General features: G+C 69.0%; 16 protein-coding genes. 9 read left to right on the top strand and 7 right to left on the bottom strand.

Annotation, left to right across the window (positions count from 1 at the left end; genetic code table 11):
- Window positions 1-123: 123 nt before the first annotated feature.
- The 6 genes from VB739_RS08190 to VB739_RS08165 all read right to left on the bottom strand — a co-directional run bounded on the left by VB739_RS08190 (window position 124) and on the right by VB739_RS08165 (window position 6,665).
- Window positions 124-1,305: a DUF4336 domain-containing protein gene (locus VB739_RS08190; protein WP_323356600.1), complete on the bottom strand. Its 1,182-nt coding sequence runs from the start codon at window positions 1,303-1,305 to the stop codon at window positions 124-126.
- Window positions 1,302-2,174: a metal ABC transporter permease gene (locus VB739_RS08185; RefSeq protein WP_323356599.1), complete on the bottom strand. Its 873-nt coding sequence runs from the start codon at window positions 2,172-2,174 to the stop codon at window positions 1,302-1,304. Before VB739_RS08185 ends, VB739_RS08190 begins: the two co-directional genes overlap by 4 nt.
- Window positions 2,171-2,965, bottom strand: coding sequence for a metal ABC transporter ATP-binding protein (locus VB739_RS08180; RefSeq protein WP_323356598.1), 795 nt, complete (start codon window positions 2,963-2,965; stop codon window positions 2,171-2,173). Before VB739_RS08180 ends, VB739_RS08185 begins: the two co-directional genes overlap by 4 nt.
- A gap of 4 nt (window positions 2,966-2,969) precedes the next feature.
- Window positions 2,970-3,929, bottom strand: coding sequence for a metal ABC transporter substrate-binding protein (locus tag VB739_RS08175; protein WP_323356597.1), 960 nt, complete (start codon window positions 3,927-3,929; stop codon window positions 2,970-2,972).
- Window positions 3,930-4,078: 149 nt separating this feature from the next.
- Window positions 4,079-5,155, bottom strand: coding sequence for a photosystem II q(b) protein (gene psbA, locus VB739_RS08170; protein ID WP_323356596.1), 1,077 nt, complete (start codon window positions 5,153-5,155; stop codon window positions 4,079-4,081).
- A gap of 157 nt (window positions 5,156-5,312) precedes the next feature.
- Complete coding sequence (locus tag VB739_RS08165) at window positions 5,313-6,665, bottom strand: YcjF family protein (RefSeq protein WP_323356595.1); 1,353 nt, start codon at window positions 6,663-6,665, stop codon at window positions 5,313-5,315.
- Between the two features lie 205 nt (window positions 6,666-6,870).
- Between VB739_RS08165 and VB739_RS08160 the strand changes: the two genes are divergently transcribed.
- From VB739_RS08160 to VB739_RS08145, 4 genes are all read left to right on the top strand, one after another.
- Entirely contained in the window at window positions 6,871-7,437 is a 567-nt protein-coding gene (locus VB739_RS08160; RefSeq protein WP_323356594.1) for a hypothetical protein, read from the top strand.
- Window positions 7,438-7,452: 15 nt separating this feature from the next.
- Window positions 7,453-7,995, top strand: coding sequence for a hypothetical protein (locus tag VB739_RS08155; protein ID WP_323356593.1), 543 nt, complete (start codon window positions 7,453-7,455; stop codon window positions 7,993-7,995).
- On the top strand, window positions 7,992-9,029 hold the full coding sequence (gene trpS, locus VB739_RS08150; RefSeq protein WP_323356592.1) for a tryptophan--tRNA ligase: 1,038 nt from the start codon (window positions 7,992-7,994) through the stop codon (window positions 9,027-9,029). The genes VB739_RS08155 and trpS overlap by 4 nt, the downstream gene beginning before the upstream one ends.
- A gap of 304 nt (window positions 9,030-9,333) precedes the next feature.
- Complete coding sequence (locus VB739_RS08145) at window positions 9,334-9,996, top strand: glycoside hydrolase family 104 protein (RefSeq protein ID WP_416233312.1); 663 nt, start codon at window positions 9,334-9,336, stop codon at window positions 9,994-9,996.
- A gap of 6 nt (window positions 9,997-10,002) precedes the next feature.
- Here VB739_RS08145 and VB739_RS08140 read toward each other — a convergent pair whose 3' ends face one another.
- Window positions 10,003-10,536: a TM2 domain-containing protein gene (locus VB739_RS08140; protein ID WP_323356591.1), complete on the bottom strand. Its 534-nt coding sequence runs from the start codon at window positions 10,534-10,536 to the stop codon at window positions 10,003-10,005.
- A gap of 118 nt (window positions 10,537-10,654) precedes the next feature.
- Here VB739_RS08140 and thrS point away from each other — a divergent pair, with 118 nt between their 5' ends.
- The 5 genes from thrS (at window position 10,655) to VB739_RS08115 (ending at window position 18,419) form a co-directional block, all read left to right on the top strand.
- Window positions 10,655-12,481 (top strand): threonine--tRNA ligase, encoded by a 1,827-nt coding sequence (gene thrS / locus VB739_RS08135; RefSeq protein WP_323356590.1) that lies wholly within the window; start codon window positions 10,655-10,657, stop codon window positions 12,479-12,481.
- The gene (locus tag VB739_RS08130) at window positions 12,478-13,509 is read left to right on the top strand and encodes a glucokinase (RefSeq protein WP_323356589.1); all 1,032 of its coding nucleotides are present in this window, start codon (window positions 12,478-12,480) and stop codon (window positions 13,507-13,509) included. Before thrS ends, VB739_RS08130 begins: the two co-directional genes overlap by 4 nt.
- A gap of 53 nt (window positions 13,510-13,562) precedes the next feature.
- On the top strand, window positions 13,563-14,537 hold the full coding sequence (gene thrB, locus VB739_RS08125) for a homoserine kinase (protein ID WP_323356588.1): 975 nt from the start codon (window positions 13,563-13,565) through the stop codon (window positions 14,535-14,537).
- Between the two features lie 110 nt (window positions 14,538-14,647).
- On the top strand, window positions 14,648-16,243 hold the full coding sequence (locus VB739_RS08120; RefSeq protein WP_323356587.1) for an NAD(P)H-quinone oxidoreductase subunit 4: 1,596 nt from the start codon (window positions 14,648-14,650) through the stop codon (window positions 16,241-16,243).
- Between the two features lie 61 nt (window positions 16,244-16,304).
- A complete protein-coding gene (locus tag VB739_RS08115) occupies window positions 16,305-18,419 on the top strand; it encodes a M3 family metallopeptidase (protein WP_323356586.1) in 2,115 nt (704 codons plus the stop codon).
- Window positions 18,420-18,457 lie beyond the last annotated feature (38 nt).

Raw genomic sequence — 18,457 nt, 5'->3', positions numbered from 1 at the left:
ACGGAATCCGGTCTTCTGTGGAGATGTACGAGAACAGGGGGCCGGTGCGTTCCTGCTGGCCGCGCATTCGCTCAGTGCCGTTGGGCCATTCTCCCGCTGCTGGACTGGTTTTTCAGCAGCCTCCTAGGGCTGGGGCTTGGGGATCTGGTGGGTGTCCCCCGGCACCAGACCCAGGCGCACCAGCGTTGTGTCGATCCCGGCCAGGGTTTCCCAGGCCCCGTGATCCGGCGCCCAATCCCCCCTCTCGATCCGATCCGCCAGGGCGGTGAGATCCGCCGCTGAGCTGGCCACGGGGGCCTCATGGTGGGCCGGCACCACCCAGCGCAGGTCCTTCAGGCCCGCCAGTTGGCGGATCCAGGCCACCAGGGCGGAGCGCTGGCGCGGGAACACCAGTCGCTCCAGCACTGCCGCCACCTGCAAACGGCTGCGGCCCCCCGGCGTCAGGGCCTCGAAATCGGCCTGCCAGCCGGGCAGCCAGCGGAATGGGTAGAAACCGAAGTGGCTTTTGGCGCCACGGCACCCCGGTGCCAGGCAATGGCGGAGCACTTCGCCCATGGGCAGGATCTCCAGGGGCCGGGGGCGCAGGTAGGTGGCGAACAGCACCATCCGCCACCAGCCCCTGCGGCGCCGCTCGGGATCGTCGAGCAGCGGTTCATTGCCCCGTTCGCGGGCATGGAACAGCAGAGGCGTGGGATCGAGATCGAACACCGCCGGTGGCTCCGGAGGAATTGCCACCAGGGCATCGGTGAGCAGCAGGCTGCCGCTGGCCCGATCGAAGCAGGCGATCTCCAGGAAGGTGCCCAGCCCCAGGTCCAGGGGGCCCAGGGGCAGCCAGTCGAGCTGATCGCCGTGGGGCACCCCATCGCTGAGCAGGACCCGGGTGCGGGCGGCGGGGAACCCCAGCCAGGCGGGCGGCAGCGGCAGGGGGAAACTCCACTGCCGTGGCGTCACCCACACCTGGGCCTCGGGGAAGGCCCGGGCCATCGCCGGCACCGGCAGCTTGTGCTCCAGCCCGGAGGCCGTGGGCAGCACGATGGTGCACACCCGGCCGTGGCGTTCCTCCAGGTCCCGCAGGCGGGCCCGCACCTCGGCGGTGGGCGCCACCGGGGCATAGAGCAGCAGTCCCTCCCGCACCCGCAGCACCAGCATCCGGATCGGCACCGCCACGTACCAGACCCCCTGCACCTGCTCGAAGCTCCACAGCCTGCCGGCGATCAGCTCCCGCACCAGGGTGCGGCGGCGGCCATAGGGATAAAGGGGCAGCAGCGGCCACCAGGGCCAGCGTTGGTCAGCGGACGCGCTCACGCGGACGGAAAGCGGGACGCCCGCGGGGAACGGCGCCGCTGGGCCAGCAGGCCATGGCGCGGCGCCAGCAGGAAGCAGAGCAGGAACAGCAGCGTCTGCACCAGCACGATGCAGCCGGCGGTGGAGGCATCCATCCAGTAGCTCCAGTAAATCCCCACCACGCTGGAGAGCACCGCCGAGAGGATCGAGAGCCAGACCATGCGGTCGAAGCGATCGGTGAGCAGGTAGGCCGTGGCCCCCGGAGTCACCAGCATCGCCACCACCAGGATGATCCCCACGGTCTGCAGACCGGCCACCGCCGCCAGGGACAGCATCGACAGCAGCAGGTAGTGCAGCACGCCGGTGTGGAGGCCGATCGAGCGGGCGTGGGTGGGATCGAAGCAGAACAGGAGCAGGTCCTTGCGCAGCACCACCAGCACGGTCAGCACGAGCAGGCTGATCAGCACGGTCTGGAGGATGTCGGCGGAGCTGATACCCAGCACGTTGCCGAACAGGATGTGCGACAGGTCGATGCTGCTGCGCACCTTGGAGATCAGCGTCAGACCGAGGGCGAAGAAGCCGGTGAACACCAGCCCGATCACGGTGTCCTCCTTGATCCGGGTCATCTGCTTGATGTAGCCGATCAGGGCCACCGAGCCGACGCCGAAGACGAAGGCCCCCACCGCAAAGGGCAGGTTCAGGGCGTAGGCGATCACCACACCGGGCATCACCGCATGCGACACCGCATCGCCCATCAGGGCCCAGCCCTTGAGTGTCATGTAGCAGGAGAGCAGGCCGCAGACACAGGAGACCAGGGTGCTGACCAACAGGGCCCGCACCATGAACTCCTGCTGCAGCGGTTCGACCAACCAGGTGAGCAGGGTGCTCATGGCGCTTGCTGATCGGGATCGGTGGCTGCCGCGGGTGTGGCCTCCAGCCGCAGGCCGCCGAAGGTCAGGGCCAGGTTCTCGCTGGTGAACACCGAGGCGGTTTCGCCATAGGCGAGCACGGTCTTGTTGATCAGCACCACCTGGTCGCAGAAACCGGTGACGTGGGAGAGGTCGTGGGTGGAGATCATCAACGTGCGTCCCTCCCGGCGGAACTGCTCGAACAGCTCGATCATCAGCTTCTCGGTGCGGATGTCGACGCCGTTGAAGGGTTCATCGAGCAACATCACCGAGGCGCCCTGGGCCAGGGCCCGCGCCAGAAAGGCCCGCTTGCGCTGGCCGCCCGAGAGGGCGCCGATCTGGCGGTGGCGTAACGGCCACAGGTCGACCCGATCCAGGGCCTCCTTCACCGCCTCCCGATCGACCGGCCGAGGGATTCGCAGCAGATTCATGGCGCCGTAACGGCCCATCATCACCACCTCATGGACGTTGACCGGAAAGTTCCAGTCGACGCTTTCGGTCTGGGGGACGTAGGCCACCGCCCGGGCCCGGCGGGCCTCTTTCAGGGGTAGCCCGTTGATGGCGATGCTGCCGGCCGACGGGCGCACGAAGCCCATCAGCGCCTTGAACAGGGTGGATTTGCCGGCCCCGTTCATCCCCACCAGGGCGCAGATGCTGCCGGCATCGAGATGCAGGGAGGCCTCATGGACGGCCACCACCCCGTGGTAATCGACGCAGAGGTTGCGGACCGCGATGCGCTCGTTGACGGAATCGTGGGACAGGCGCGAGGGCATCGGTTCAACTCCCCGCCAGACCCGCTTGCAGGGTTCTCACGTTATGACGCTGGAGCTCCAGCAGGTTGGGGGCCGGGCCGTCCGGAAGGGACAGGGAGTCCACGTGGAACACCCCCCCGAAGCGGGCTCCTGACTGCCTGGCCACCTGCTTCTGGGGCTCGGCGCTGACCGTGCTCTCGCAGAACACCGCCGGCACCTGCCGCTCCTTCACCAGGGCGATCAACCGGGCCATGCGCTGGGGGGTGATCTGAGCTTCGGCGTTCACCGGCCAGAGGTAGGCCTCGGTGAGTCCGTAGTCGCGGGCGAGGTAGGAGAAGGCGCCCTCACAGGTGGCGAGCACCCGCTGGCTGGGGGGGATCCGGGCCAGGGACAGCTGCAATTCGTTGTGGAGCGCGTCCAGCTGGGCGTTGTACCGCTCGGCGTTGCGGCGGAAGGTTGTCTCGCCGGCGGGGTCGAGCCGGGTGAGGGCGCGGCGGATGTTCTCCACATAGACCTTCGCCAGCCTCGGGGACATCCAGGCATGGGGGTTGGGCTGCCCCCGGTAGGCGTCGCTGGCGATCGGCAGGGGGGTGATCCCTTCGGTGAGGGTCACGTGGGGGACATCTCGGAGGCTGGCGTAGAAGCGCTCGGCCCAACGCTCCAGCCCAAAGCCGTTCTCCAGCACCATCTGGGCGCCCGAGGCCCGCTTCAGGTCGCTGGGGGAGGGCTCATAGCCGTGGATCTCGGCGCCCAGCTTGGTGATCGATTCCACCCGCACCCGCTCGCCGGCCACCTGGCGGGCCATGTCCGCCAGGATCGTGAAGGTGGTGAGCACCAGGGGCCGCCCATCCGGTGCCCCGCCGGTGCCACTGCGGCCACAGCCCCCGGCCAGCAGCGGCACGACAAGGGCGGCGCCCAGCAGAGCCCGTGTCAGATGTGTTCTGAGGCCGCTATGGGCCTGGCCATCTGTGCGGAGCTGGGGCATGCCGCTGTGGGAAGTGAGAAAGCTTGGTGTGAACAGTTTGGCGGCCGTTTGCCCTGGTCGGTGACCGGGCCAGCCCACAGAAAAGCCCCCTCTGCAGAGGGGGCCAAGGGATGGATCGCCCAGCCGCGGAGGCAGGGCCGATCGCTGGATCAGCCGATCGCCGGGGCGCGCAGGGCGACGGGAATCGACTGCGTGGTGGCCAGATCGAGCGGGAAGTTGTGCGCATTGCGCTCGTGCATCACTTCCATGCCGAGGCCGGCACGGTTGAGCACGTCGGCCCAGGTGTTGATCACCCGGCCCTGACCGTCGAGGATCGACTGGTTGAAGTTGAAGCCGTTCAGGTTGAAGGCCATCGTGCTCACGCCCAGGGCGGTGAACCAGATGCCGACCACCGGCCAGGCGGCCAGGAAGAAGTGCAGGCTGCGGCTGTTGTTGAACGAGGCGTATTGGAAGATCAGGCGACCGAAGTAACCGTGGGCAGCCACGATGTTGTAGGTCTCTTCCTCTTGGCCGAACTTGTAGCCGTAGTTCTGCGACTCGCTCTCGGTGGTTTCACGCACCAGGGAGCTGGTGACCAGCGAACCGTGCATGGCCGAGAACAGAGAGCCACCGAACACACCCGCCACACCCAGCATGTGGAAGGGGTGCATCAGGATGTTGTGCTCGGCCTGGAACACCAGCATGAAGTTGAAGGTGCCGCTGATCCCCAGGGGCATGCCGTCGGAGAAGGACCCCTGGCCGAAGGGATAGATCAGGAACACCGCGAAGGCCGCCGAGAGGGGGGCGGAGTAGGCGACGCAGATCCAGGGGCGCATGCCCAGGCGGTAGGAGAGCTCCCACTGGCGGCCCATGTAGGCCGAGATGCCGATCAGGAAGTGGAAGACCACCAGCTGGTATGGCCCACCGTTGTAAAGCCACTCATCAAGGCTGGCGGCTTCCCAGATGGGGTAGAGGTGCAGACCGATGGCATTGCTCGAAGGAACAACCGCACCGGAGATGATGTTGTTGCCCTGGATAAGGGAGCCGGCGACGGGCTCACGGATGCCGTCGATGTCGACGGAGGGGGCCGCGATGAAGGCGACGATGAAGCAGATGGCGGCAGCCAGCAGGCAGGGGATCATCAGCACACCGAACCAACCGACGTAGATGCGGTTGTTGGTGGAGGTGACCCAGCTACAGAAGCTTTCCCAGCTTCCGGAGCGGCCGCTGCGGAGGGCAGTGGTCATGGAAGTAAGACGGGTGGAAGAGTTCAGAAATACCTCCACAACGGAGGTCGATTCACATTAAGTAACGCCTTTCTGGATCCGGCGATCCCGCAATGATCCTTCAGGCAAATGGGCTCGAGCGCAATGAAAAGTGATGAAGAGACTTCATGAACATTCTTTATGAGCTGGCTGGTAGCGAGCCGCTCTCCGGCGAGGTCAGCTGCTGGCCGAGCCAGTCACGCCCCTGCTGCAGAAATCCCGTCCAGTCGAGCTTTTCGGCCTCGGCCGCCCGCGCCACCAGCAGCGGCGCCTCCCGCTTGATGCGCTCCAGGTCCGGCGCCTCCACGCCAGCCGAGAGGGCCAGCACATCGGCCATGGCATGGCTCACCACCCGGGTGAGGTAGGCCGCGCTCAGGGCCTGGAGCGCCCCGCCCACCAGCCAGGTGGCCCCGTGGAGACGCACCGCCGCCGCCAGGGCCTGGCTGCTCCACTCCACCACCCCCAGCAGCAGCGAGGCCTTGGCCAGCTCGACGGCGGCGGCCTTGAGCTGCTCCACGCTCCAGGGGCAGTCCCAGAGACGGGCCATCTCCTGCAGCATCAGGCCGTTGGCTGCCGCCAGCACCACCAGATCCAGCGAGGGCAGGGGGGCAGCGAACACTCCCGCGGCCACAAGCCACTGGGTGCGTTGCTGCAGCTGGACGAGCCGCTGCCGCCGCAGGCGCTCCAGCTCCGCCTGCCAGTGGCGGTGCAGCTCCTCGCTGCGCCGCAGCGGGGTGCCCCGTCGCAGGGCCGTCGCTTCGCTGTTCAGCCAGTGGCCCAGGGGCTGCAGGCTGTCGGTCAGGGTTTCGGGGTTGCCATCCCAGGGCAGCAGCCGTTCCGGGACGGCTGCCGGCCACTGGGACACCAGTTCGGCCGTCAGGCCCTGCGGGTCGCAGGGAGCCTCGGGTTGCATCAACAGCCAGACGGGCTGACCCGTCGGCACCGCCTCGAGCCAGCGCAGATCGGCCGCCCGCAGCGGGGTCATCAGGTGGAACAGCACCACGTCGGCGGCGGCCAGCCCGTCCGGCCAGCGGCGCTCCGGGCTCACCGCCGGCAGGGCTTCGCCCCAGCGCAGGCTGAGGGCCAGCCGGCCGCGCAGGGCCCGCTGCAGCTGGGGCGCCCAGGCGGCGTCCGGGGCCACGGAGCCCACCAGGGCCAGATGCAGACCGGAGCGGGCCCCTTCCTGGCGCAGGGCGGCAAGAGCCTGGCGGCGGCGTGCCTGGCCCTCACCGGGATCCCCTTCCAGCTGCTCGAACTGGAGCAGCAAGGCGTCGCAGCGCCGCAACCAGGCCTCGAAGCTGCTGGGCAACGTCGGCGCCGCCAGCCGGGATGGCCGCCGCCCCAGCCACCACCAGCCGGCGGCGATCCCCGCCAGCCCCATCAGGCCCCAGCCTTCCCCGGGCAGCGCCCGCAGGATCAACTCGCCCCCCAGCACTCCCCCGGCCAGCAGCAGGGCCTGCCTGCCCCAGCCGGCGGACAGCAGCGCGGACAACGTCGAGGTCAGCGGCGAGGACAGCGGTGAGGATTGTGCGGCTGGGCGCAGGGGATCCTGGGGCGTCACGGGGGGCTGCCGGCGGCGATGCCTCTCTAGCTCAGAAGTGCTGGGGCTCACACCCCCGACCAGCTCCCTTCAGCCGTCGCCCCTGCAGACCTGGGCGGGACGCAGCATGATTTGTGGTGTCGTCCGGGTCCGCACCGTGCCGTCTTCCGATGCCCGTGCCGGCCTGGCAGAGACGGTGGATGGCCTCTTCCTGCTGGAAGACCATCTGCAGCAGCTGCGCCGCGCCCACGAGGAACTGCGCTGCTCAGGCCACTGGCACGGCGGCCTGCCGGTGTTGTTGCTGGAACGGTGCTGGCTGCGCCTGAGCCGGGTCTCGGTGGAGCATCTCGCCCAGCGGCTGCCCCCGGACTGCAGCCAGGAGGCCCCCGAGTTGTGCCGTTACCGGGAGCTGGTGGCGGCCGGCCTTTCGGCGTGGGAGGCCGAACGGGTCTGCTGGGAGGACTTCGGAGCCGACGCCTGCCGGGAAGCCCTGCGCAAGTACTGGACCGCCCAGGAACGGGGGACCCAGGGCTGGACCCTGGAGACTTACCTGGACCTTCTCCAGCAGTACCGCCAGCGCTTCGCCCTGGAGAGCCCACGGCCGGTGCCGCTGCTGGTGCTGGCCCGCCGTGAGGGCTCGGCGCGCCTGGGCAGGCATCGGCTGCTGTGGCTGGGGCCTGAGGCGGCCGGCGGCCGGCCGTCGATGCGCGACACTTGCCCCTGATTGCAGGCTGCGGCCATGGGCGACGACACCAACACTCCTCAACCCGTGGGCACCGGCCGGGGGGACTCCCCCGAGCGCGGCGGCCGTTCCGGGCCGAACCGGGAGCCGGGCGGCTTCCGCATCCGCCTCAGCGATAACGAGCTGCAGGCGGCTCGCGCCCTGCAGGACGCCTTTGGTCTGCGCTCCACCGTGGCGGTGCTGGGCTTTGCCCTGCGCACCCTGGCCGACCAGCTGGAGAAGGGCCAGCTGGAGGCCCTGGTCGCCGAGCACCGGGCTCAGGCGGGCTCCCGTGCCCCCGTCTCCCGCGGAGGTGGTGAGCCCCGCCGCGTCATCGGCGGCGACGGCCAACCCCGCTCCGGCGGCCGTGGGGGCCAGGGCGCCGTTCGCATCGACCCCTTCGCCCGGCCCAGCAAGCCACCGGTCCCCGTCGAGGTGAGTGAGCCCGACGCCCCTGTCGAGGAGCAGGCGGCTGAAGCGACGTCTGAGACCGCCGAGGTGGCTCCGGACGCCGTCAACGAGGCTGCCGACGCTGAGGTCGACGCCACCCCCGACGCGTGAACCAGACCAGCACCGCGCCGGCGCGGCCCCGGGTGCTCTCCGGCGTCCAGCCCACCGGCGCCCTGCACCTGGGCAACTGGCTCGGGGCGATCCGTAACTGGGTGGATCTGCAGGACAGCCACGAGACCTTCTTCTGCGTGGTCGACCTGCACGCGATCACGGTGCCCCACGATCCAAAGCGCCTGGCGGAGGACACCCTCAGCACCGCCGCCCTCTACCTGGCCTGCGGCATCGACCCGCAGCGGGCCACGGTATTTGTGCAGAGCCAGGTGAGCGCCCACAGCGAGCTCTGCTGGCTGCTCAACTGTGTGACGCCGCTCAATTGGCTGGAGCGGATGATCCAGTTCAAGGAGAAGGCGCTCAAGCAGGGCGACAACGTCTCCGTCGGGCTGCTGGATTACCCGGTGCTGATGGCCGCCGACATCCTTCTCTATGACGCTGATCGGGTGCCGGTGGGGGAAGACCAGAAGCAGCACCTCGAACTGGCCCGTGACATCGCCCAGCAGCGCATCAACGCCCGCTACGGCCCCAACCCGGAGCACCCGATTCTCAAGGTGCCCGAGCCTCTGATCCTGAAGGAGGGGGCGCGGGTGATGAGCCTGACCGACGGCAGCGCCAAGATGAGCAAGAGCGATCCCAATGAGGGTTCCCGCATCACCCTGCTGGACCCTCCTGAGCTGATCACCCGCAAGATCAAGCGGGCCAAGACCGATCCGGTCATGGGGCTGGAGTTCGGCAACCCCGAGCGGCCGGAGGCCGACAACCTCCTGGGGCTCTACGCCTTGTTGTCCGGCGTCGGCCGCGAGCGGGCGGCGGCGGAATGCGCCTCGATGGGCTGGGGTGGCTTCAAGCCCCTGCTGGCGGAGGCCACGGTCGAAGCCCTTCGGCCCGTCCAGCAGCGTTACGCCGAACTGCGCAGCGATCCGGCCGGCCTGGAGGCCGTTCTGAGGGACGGAAGGGAGCGGGCTGCGTCCGTGGCCGAAGCGACGCTGCAGCGGGTCCGCAGCGCACTGGGATTTCTGGGAAAAAATTGAAGCGTTGCAACGCCCCGACGGCAAGACGCTGTCTCAAAGCGTGAATCATTCGTTATGTATTGATCACCACAACTGATCGTTCAGTGAGGTTGTACGGCGTCATGGCTGGTGCCGGGTCGCTGCAGGCGGCGGCCAGGCTGGGGACAGCCATCGCCCGCTCCGAACTGAAGTTTTCCTGAGAGACCGTCTTCCGCCAGGGCGGCCCATGCACGTTGGGTCCCGTTCTGTCCAGTACGGGCGCAGGGGTCTCGCCTTCAGGGGCTGGGCCTGACCAAGGTCAGGGTCCCCTGACGACCGCGTGCCCTTGCGTCGCCTTTTCCAGTCACCACCCAAGCCGCACCAGCACGGCCCGCTCGCCCTGGTGCTGTTGCTGCTGCTGCCGATCGTGCAGCGGCCGGCCGCACCGGTGCCCCCGGCGGCGGCGCCGGACGTGGTGCAGGCCGCCGCCCGACCGACGCAGGCAGCAGGGCGGCGACCAGGGGACGGCCCCTACGGCATCAGCCCCGAACGGCGGGCCCTGCTCAACACGATCCGCTTCGCTGAAGGCACCTGGATCGGTGGCAGCCAGGAGGGCTACCAGGTTCTCTACGGCGGTGATCGCTTCGACGATCTCAGCCGCCATCCGGACATCGTCGTGCGGCGCCGTTACGCCAGCGCCGCCGCCGGTGCCTATCAGTTCCTCCCCACCACCTGGGACCAGGCCGCCTCGGAGCTCAAGCTCCGGGATTTCCGTCCCGCCAGTCAGGATCAGGCAGCGCTGCATCTGGTGCACGAGCGGGGGGCGCTGCAGCGCTTTGATCGCCACGGCCTCACAGCTGAAGTGTTGGCGCGGCTGGCGCCGGAGTGGGCCTCCCTGCCGACGCTTGCTGGTGTCAGCCATTACGGCCAACCGGTGAAGGACCGCAGCGAGCTGCAGCGCTTCTACCAGCGGGAACTGGAACGGCTGCGCCGGCTGGCCAGCGCCTGAGCCGGCTCAGGGTTCCCGGTAGACCACACGTCCCCGTTCGTCATTGCCCACATCGAGCAGGTCGCTGATCAACAGCTTCTCGATCTCGGCACTGACCACGCTGCTGTTGGCCTGGGGGGGCAGGTGGAGTTCCAGCAGCGCATCGTTGAGGGTGAAGCCGGCCTTGCCGGCCCGTCGGGCCAGCTGCAGCAACTGCCGTTCGATCGGTGGATAGGCCGCCGTGTCGCTCCCGGCCAGGGCTTCCTCCAGCAGCAGGGACTGGTTGGCCTGCCGCACCATGTCAGGCACCAGCACCAGATCCAGCAGCTGGCCGATGCCGCACAGCCCGAAGGTGAGCAGCCAGAGGGTGCCGCTGAGGGGTTTTCGGTTGTAGAAGCGCGGCAGGCCGCACAGCCCCACCAGGCAGGTGCACCACAGCAGGTAGCTGAGGGCCACGCTGCGCCTCTCGGCGGAGCGGTTCAGTGCCAATCCCGCGGGGCGGCTGGGGGCTGGCCGCTGCTCCGGGCTCTGGACGGGTCCTGGCGTGGGTCGGGCAGCCATCAGGGTGTTCAGCTCCTCCAACTTAGGACCGCTGCTGGGCGTCCAAGGTCCCCGGTGGCGGCGTGGGGGAGGGGCTCACCGATGGGCCTCGATACCATGCCTTCAACAGGTGCCCTTTATGACGTCCGCGCCCCCTTCACCGGTGCCACCGGCCTCCAGCCCCGCCGCCGGCGCCACCATCGCGCTGCCGAAAACCAGCGAAAGCCCCCAGTTGCTGCGGATCCGCCACTCGATGAGCCATGTGCTGGCCATGGCGGTGCAGAAGCTCTTTCCAAAGGCCCAGGTCACCATCGGTCCCTGGACCGAGAGCGGCTTCTATTACGACTTCGACAACCCGGATCCCTTCACCGAGGCCGACCTGAAGGCGATCCAGAAGGAGATGGGCAAGATCATCGCCCGCAAGCTGCCTCTGGAGCGCATCGAGGTGAGCAGGGAGGAAGCCGAGCGACGGATCCGGGCCCAGAACGAGCCCTACAAGCTGGAGATCCTGGCCGGACTGACCGAACCGATCACCCTCTACACCCTGGGAGATCAATGGTGGGACCTCTGCGCCGGTCCCCACGTGGCCAACACCGGCGAGCTCCACCCCAAGGCTTTTGCCCTCGAGAGCGTGGCCGGGGCCTACTGGCGCGGCGACGAGAAACGCGCCCAGCTGCAGCGCATCTATGGCACCGCCTGGGAGACCCCGGAGCAGCTGGCGGAGCACAAGCGGCGCAAGGAGGAGGCCCTGCGCCGTGACCACCGGCGCCTCGGCACCGACCTCGACCTCTTCTCGATCGAGGAGGAGGCCGGCGCTGGCCTGGTGTTCTGGCATCCCCGCGGCGCCCGCATGCGGTTGCTGATCGAGGACTTCTGGCGTGCGGCCCACTTTGAGGACGGCTACGAGCTGCTGTACACCCCCCACGTGGCGGACCTCAGCCTCTGGAAGACCTCGGGCCACCTCGATTTCTACAGCGAGAGCATGTTCGGGCCGATGGCGGTGGATGAGCGCCAGTACCAGCTCAAGCCGATGAACTGCCCCTTCCATGTGCTCACCTATGCCAGCCGGTTGCGCTCCTACCGGGAGCTGCCGATTCGCTGGGCCGAGCTCGGCACGGTGTACCGCTACGAACGGCCCGGGGTGATGCATGGATTGATGCGGGTGCGCGGCTTCACCCAGGACGACGCCCACGTGTTCTGTCTGCCGGAGCAGATCTCCGATGAGATCCTGCGGGTGCTGAACCTCACCGAGCGCATCCTCTCCACGTTCGACTTCCGCAGCTACGAGATCCACCTCTCCACCCGACCGGAGAAGTCGATCGGCGAGGACGCCGTCTGGGAACTGGCCACCGCCGGCCTGGTGGAGGCCCTGGAGCGCAAGGGCTGGGCCTACAAGGTGGACGAGGGGGGCGGGGCCTTCTACGGCCCCAAGATCGACCTCAAGATCGAGGACGCCATCGGCCGGATGTGGCAGTGCTCCACCATCCAGCTCGACTTCAACCTGCCGGAGCGCTTCGATCTCCAGTACGTGGCGGCCGATGGCAGCCGCTCGCGGCCGATCATGATCCACCGCGCCATCTTCGGCTCCCTGGAGCGCTTCTTCGGCGTGATGGTGGAGAACTACGCCGGCGATTTCCCCTTCTGGCTCGCCCCCGAGCAGGTGCGGCTGCTGCCCGTCACCGATGAGGCCCTTCCCTGGGCCGAAGAGCTCAAGGGCCAGCTGGCGGCCGCCGGCATCCGCGCCGGCATCGACCACAGCGGCGATCGGCTGGGCAAGTTGATCCGCAACGGCGAGCAGATGAAAATCCCCGTCCTGGGGGTGATCGGTGCCCGGGAGGCCGAGACCCGCAGCGTCAGCCTGCGCAGTCGCCGTCAGGGTGATCTGGGCAGCGTCGAGGCTGACGCCCTGGTGTCCGCCGCCTCGGCCGCCAATGCCGGCCGGTTGGCCACCCTGGCCCTGGCATGACCCTCCTGCTGGCGGGCGACATCGGTGGCACCAAGACCCTGCTGAGCCTCTGGCGCTCGGGCGTGGATCGGCTTGAGCTTCTGCTGGAGGAGCGGTTCGTCTCGGCGGCCTGGGACGACCTGGCCCCGATGGTGCGCCACTTCCTGGCCACCGCCGCTGCCGCCGGCGGGACTACCCCCGCTGCCGCCTGTTTCGCCGTGGCCGGACCGGTGGAAGGGGGGCAGGCCCAGCTGACCAACCTCCCGTGGCGCCTCGACACGGACGGCCTGGCCCGCAGCTGCGGCCTGCCGAATCTGGAGCTGGTCAACGACTTTGCCGTGCTCATCTACGGCCTTCCCCATCTCGGGGCCGCCCAGGTGGCGCCCGTGCGGGAGGGTCGCCGCGACCCGCAGGCGCCGCTGCTGGTGCTGGGGGCCGGCACCGGCCTCGGGGTGGCCATGGGCCTGCCCACCGCCGCTGGCCTGCGGGCCATCCCCAGTGAAGCGGCCCATGGGGAATTCGCCCCCCGGTGCCGGCAGGAGTGGGAGCTGAAACAGTGGCTCAAGGCCGATCTGGCCCTCGATCGGGTGTCGATCGAGCGGGTGGTGAGCGGCACGGGCCTGGGCCATGTGGCCCGTTGGCTCCTCTCCTGCCGCCACCCCGACGGAGACCATCCCCTCAGCCCCAGCGCCCGGCTCTGGAACGACGCCGGCGATGGGCCCGCCCAGGTCGACCTGCCCGCCGAGGTGGCGATGGCCGCCGCCGCCGGCGAGAGCCTGGCCGCCGACGCCCTGGACCTGTGGCTGGGTGCGTACGGCAGCGTCTGCGGCGATCTGGCCCTGGCCTCCCTCAGCCGCGGCGGGCTCTGGCTGGCGGGGGGCACGGCCGCCAAGCTGCTCGACAGCCTGCGCACACCTTCCTTCCTGGAGCCCTTCCTGAACAAGGGGCGGTTGCGCTCCACCCTGGAGCCCATGCCGATCACAGCCGTGCTGGATCCGGGGGTGGGCAGCTTCAGCGCCGCCTGCCGGGCCCGGATGCTGCTGGGCTGAGGCCAGCACAGCCAAGGGTCGGCTGCAACACTGAGCCCAACGACAGGTCACTTATGGTCCGGCCCCAGATCGGCCAGGGGGTGGTGGTGGAGGTTCCGGCCACCACCGCCAACATCGGCCCGGGATTCGACTGCCTCGGCGCAGCCCTGGCGCTCGGCAACCGCTTCGAGCTGCACGTGATCGAGGGGGGCGGTGAGCGCTTCGAGCTGATCATCGAAGGCCCCGAGGGGGCCCACCTGCGCGGTGGCCCTGACAACCTCGTCTACCGCTCCGCCCAGCGGGTCTGGCGAGAGGTGGGGCTGGAGGCCGTGGCCCTGGAGGCGCGGGTGCAGCTGGCCGTGCCCCCCGCCCGGGGTCTGGGCAGCAGCGCCACCGCCATCGTGGCGGGCCTGATCGGCGCCAATGCGCTGGTGGGGGAACCACTCAGCCGGGAAAAGCTGCTGGAGCTCGCCATCGACATCGAGGGCCATCCGGACAATGTCGTCCCTTCCCTGCTGGGGGGCCTGTGCCTGACGGCGCGGGCCGCTTCCCATCGCTGGCGGGTCGTGCGCTGCGAGTGGAACCCGCTGGTGATGGCGGTGGTGGCGATTCCCACGATCCGTCTGAGCACCAGCGAGGCCCGTCGCGCCATGCCCCGCAGCATTCCGATCAGCGATGCGGTGATGAATCTGGGGGCCCTCACCCTGCTGCTGCAGGGGCTGCGCACCGGCAACGGCGATCTGATTGCCGATGGCATGCACGACCGCATCCACGAGCCCTACCGCTGGGGGCTGATCCAGGGGGGGCGGGCCGTACGGGAGGCGGCCCTGGAGGCCGGCGCCTGGGGCTGTGTGATCAGCGGCGCCGGACCCAGCCTGCTGGCCCTGGCCTCCGCCGACTGTGCCGAGGCGGTGGGGGAGGCCATGACAAGCGCCTGGCAGGGGGAGGGGGTGAGCAGCCACAGCGCCGTGCTCGGAGTCCAGGATGGCGGCAGCAGCTGGGCTCCCCTGGCTGAGGGGAGTCGCCCACAGGCCATCGCGGGCGACTAGAACAGCTCCGCTGAGTAGATCTACTCAGCTGATAGGCTCTGCCGCTTCGGGCCAACCTCCCTCGGGGCCGCCTCGACCGCCATACTTCCTGCCTGGAGCACCCCTCAGTGATGGACGCCAGCCTGCCTCTTTCGCTCGCGTCCTCTTCGCTTCCCGCCGTGCTCCCTGAGGGTTCAGCTTTCCCCTGGCTCAGCTTGATCGTGCTGCTGCCGGCCACCGCGGCGCTGGTGATGCCGCTGCTTCCTGGTGACGGCAGCGACCCCCGCCTGCCGCGCACGCTTGCCCTGGGGGTGCTCGGGGTGGATTTCGCCCTGATCCTGTGGGTGTTCGCCCGCCATTTCGATGGCGGCCTGTCGGAACTGCAGCTGGTGGAACGGGTGTCCTGGGTGCCGGCCCTCGGCCTGGAGTGGTCCCTGGCGGCCGATGGTCTCTCGGCCCCGCTGGTGGTGCTCAGTGGGCTTGTCACCCTGTTGTCGGTGGCGGCCAGCTGGAACATCCGCCTCAAGACGCGCCTCTATTTCGGACTGCTCCTGGTCCAGGCCACCGCCCAGAGCCTGGTGTTCCTGTCCCAGGATTTCCTGCTGTTCTTCCTGGCCTGGGAGCTGGAGCTGGTGCCTGTGTACCTGCTGATTGCCATCTGGGGCGGCAAGCAGCGCCAGTACGCCGCCACCAAGTTCATCCTTTACACCGCCACCGCCTCCCTGCTGATCCTGATCAGCGGCCTGGCCCTGGCCCTCTCCGGCGACAGCTTCACCCTCAACCTCAGCGAACTGGCAGCCCGTTCCCCCGGCGGCACCTTCGGCCTGCTCTGTTACCTGGGCTTCCTGGTGGGCTTCGGGGTGAAGTTGCCGATGTTCCCGCTGCACACCTGGTTGCCCGATGCCCACGGCGAGGCCAACGCGCCGGTGTCGATGCTGCTGGCGGGGGTGCTGCTCAAGATGGGGGGCTATGCCCTGCTGCGCTTCAACGTGCAGATGCTCCCTGACGTGCACCTGCGCCTGGCCCCGGCCCTGATCGTGCTCGGCATCATCAACATCGTCTATGGGGCGCTGAACGCCTTTGCCCAGGACAACGTCAAGCGCCGGATCGCCTGCAGTTCGGTGAGTCACATGGGCTTCGTGCTCCTGGGCATCGGTGCCATCGATGCCCTCGGAATGAGCGGCGCCATGCTGCAGATGATCAGCCATGGCCTGATCGCTGCGGCGATGTTCTTCATCACCGGCGTCTTTTACGAGCGCACCGAAACCCTCTCGATTCCCAACATGGGCGGTCTGGCCAAGGTGCTGCCGATCACCTTCGCCTTCTTCCTGGCCAGCTCCCTGGCTTCCCTGGCCCTGCCGGGGATGAGCGGCTTCATCAGCGAGATCACCGTCTTCCTCGGTGTCACCTCCTACGAGGGCTTCACGATCGGCTTCCGTGTCATCGCCATCGTCCTGGCCGCCATCGGTCTGGTGCTCACCCCCGTCTATCTGCTCTCCCTGTGCCGGCGGGTCTTCTTCGGTCCACGCATCCCGGCACTGGCGGTGGTGGGCGACATGAAGCCCCGCGAGCTTGTCATCGGACTCACCCTGCTGGTCCCCACCCTGGTGATCGGCTTCTGGCCGCGGGTGGCCATCAACCTGTATGAGGCCAGCACCAACGGCCTGGCGTCTGAACTGGCCAGCCATGGGGCCGTGGCCATGGGACGGTTGGCCGCCCTCGGCTGACCCGCAACCTGGCACCGGGGTGGGCTGAAATGGGGTCTTCCATCGAAGCGGCCCCCCGGCGATGACCAGCACCCTCCAGAGTCCCCCTGCCCTGCTGGCCGGAGAGGGTCTGCCCCGCTTCGAGGCCATCACCCCCGACCAGGTGCGGGCCCACATCCCTGAACTGCTGAGCGGCCTGCAGGCGGAGCTCGACCGGGTGGAGACCGACCTGGCGGCGGCCGCCGCGGCGGAGCGGCCCCTGAGCTGGGCCGAAGTGATGGATCCCCTGCAGCGCCTGGGCGAACGGCTGCGCTGGAGCTGGGGGGTGGTGAGCCACCTCAACGGCGTCTGCAACAGTCCCGAACTGCGGGAGGCCCACGCCAGCCAGCAGGCGGCAGTGGTGGCCTTCGGCAACCGTGCCGGCCAGAGCCGGGTGCTGTTCGAGGCGTTGCGGACCCTGCAGAGCCAGGGGGGGCTGGATGCCACCCAGGAGAGGATCCTCACGGCGGAACTGCGGGACATGGAGCTGCGCGGCGTGGGCCTGGAGGGCGCCGCTCAGGAGACCTTCAACGCCGCCAGCCAGGAGCTGGCAGAGCTGGCCACCGGCTTCGGCAACCGGGTGCTGGATGCCACCAACGGCTGGACCCTGAAGCTCACTGACCCGGCTGAGGTGGAGGGGTTGCCCGAGAGTCTCAGGGAGCAGCTGGCCCAGGCCGCCCGTGATGCCGGCGATGGCCAGGCCACGGCCGCTGCGGGGCCCTGGCTGCTGGGGCTCGACATGCCCCGCTTCGGCCCGTTCCTGAAGTACAGCCGCCGCCGCGACCTGCGTGAAATCGCCTACAAGGCCCACGTGAGTCGAGCTTCGGGCGAAACCGATGGCAACTGGCCGGCGATCGAGCGGATTCTCACCCTGCGGCGGCAGCAGGCCCACCAGCTCGGCTATGGCTCCTGGGCCGAGGTGAGCCTGGCGTCGAAGATGGCCGGCTCGGTGGCTGAGGTGGAAGCCCTGCTGGAGGACCTGCGCACCGCCGCCTACCCGGTGGCCCTGCTGGAACTGGAGGCCTTGCGCGCCTGCGCGGCCCGGGAGGGGGCGGCCGAGGCGGTGGATCTCCAACCATGGGACGTCAGCTTCTGGGCGGAAGTGCGGCGCCAGGAGGCCTTCGATCTCGACAGCGAAGCCCTGCGGCCCTGGTTCCCCCTGCCCCGGGTGCTCGATGGCCTGTTCGGCCTCTGCGATCGCCTGTTCGGCCTCCGCATCCGGCCTGCCGATGGTGAGGCGCCTGTCTGGCATCCGGACGTGCGTTTCTTCCGCGTCGATGACGCCGCCAGCGGCCAGCCCCTGGCCGCCTTCTATCTGGATCCCTACAGCCGCCCTGGCAGCAAGCGCGGTGGCGCCTGGATGGATGAGTGTCTGGTGCGTTCGCTGGACGGGGCTGGCGCGCCCGTGCTGCCCGTGGCCTACCTGATCTGCAACCAGAGCCCGCCGGTGGGTGACACCCCCAGCCTGATGACCTTCGAGGAGGTGGAGACCCTGTTCCACGAATTCGGCCACGGGCTCCAGCACATGCTCACCACCGTGGAGCGCCCCCAGGCGGCCGGCATCAACAATGTGGAGTGGGATGCGGTGGAGCTGCCCAGCCAGTTCATGGAGAACTGGTGCTACGACCACGCCACCTTGATGGGCATGGCCCGCCACTGGCAGAGCGGCGAACCGCTGCCGGAGCCGGAGTTCGCCAAGCTCCGGGCCGCCCGCACCTTCATGGGCGGGGCCGCCACGCTGCGGCAGGTGCACCTCGCTCTCACCGACCTGCGGCTGCATAGCCAATGGACGCCGGAGTGCGGCAAGACACCGGAACAGCTTCGCCGGGAGATCGCCACCACCACCACCGTGCTGGAGCCGATCGAGGAGGATGCCTTCCTCTGCTCCTTCGGCCACATCTTTGCCGGTGGGTACTCCGCTGGCTACTACTCCTACAAATGGGCCGAGGTGCTCAGCGCCGATGCCTTCAGCGCCTTTGAGGAGGTGGGCCTGGAGAACGAGGAGGCGATTCAGGCCACCGGCCGCCGCTTCCGCGAGACAGTGCTCAGCCTCGGCGGCAGCCGCCACCCCGGCGAGGTGTTCGAGACCTTCCGGGGCCGGGCCCCCAGCCCGGAGGCCCTGATCCGGCACTCGGGGCTGGTGGCGGCAGGGGGCTGAGGGCGGTGACCTCGATAGTCTGAACCGGGACTGATCCG

It is taken from the genome of Cyanobium gracile UHCC 0281, from assembly GCF_034931305.1.
Lineage (GTDB): Bacteria > Cyanobacteriota > Cyanobacteriia > PCC-6307 > Cyanobiaceae > Cyanobium > Cyanobium gracile_A.
This window is presented reverse-complemented; position numbering and strand designations above follow the sequence as displayed.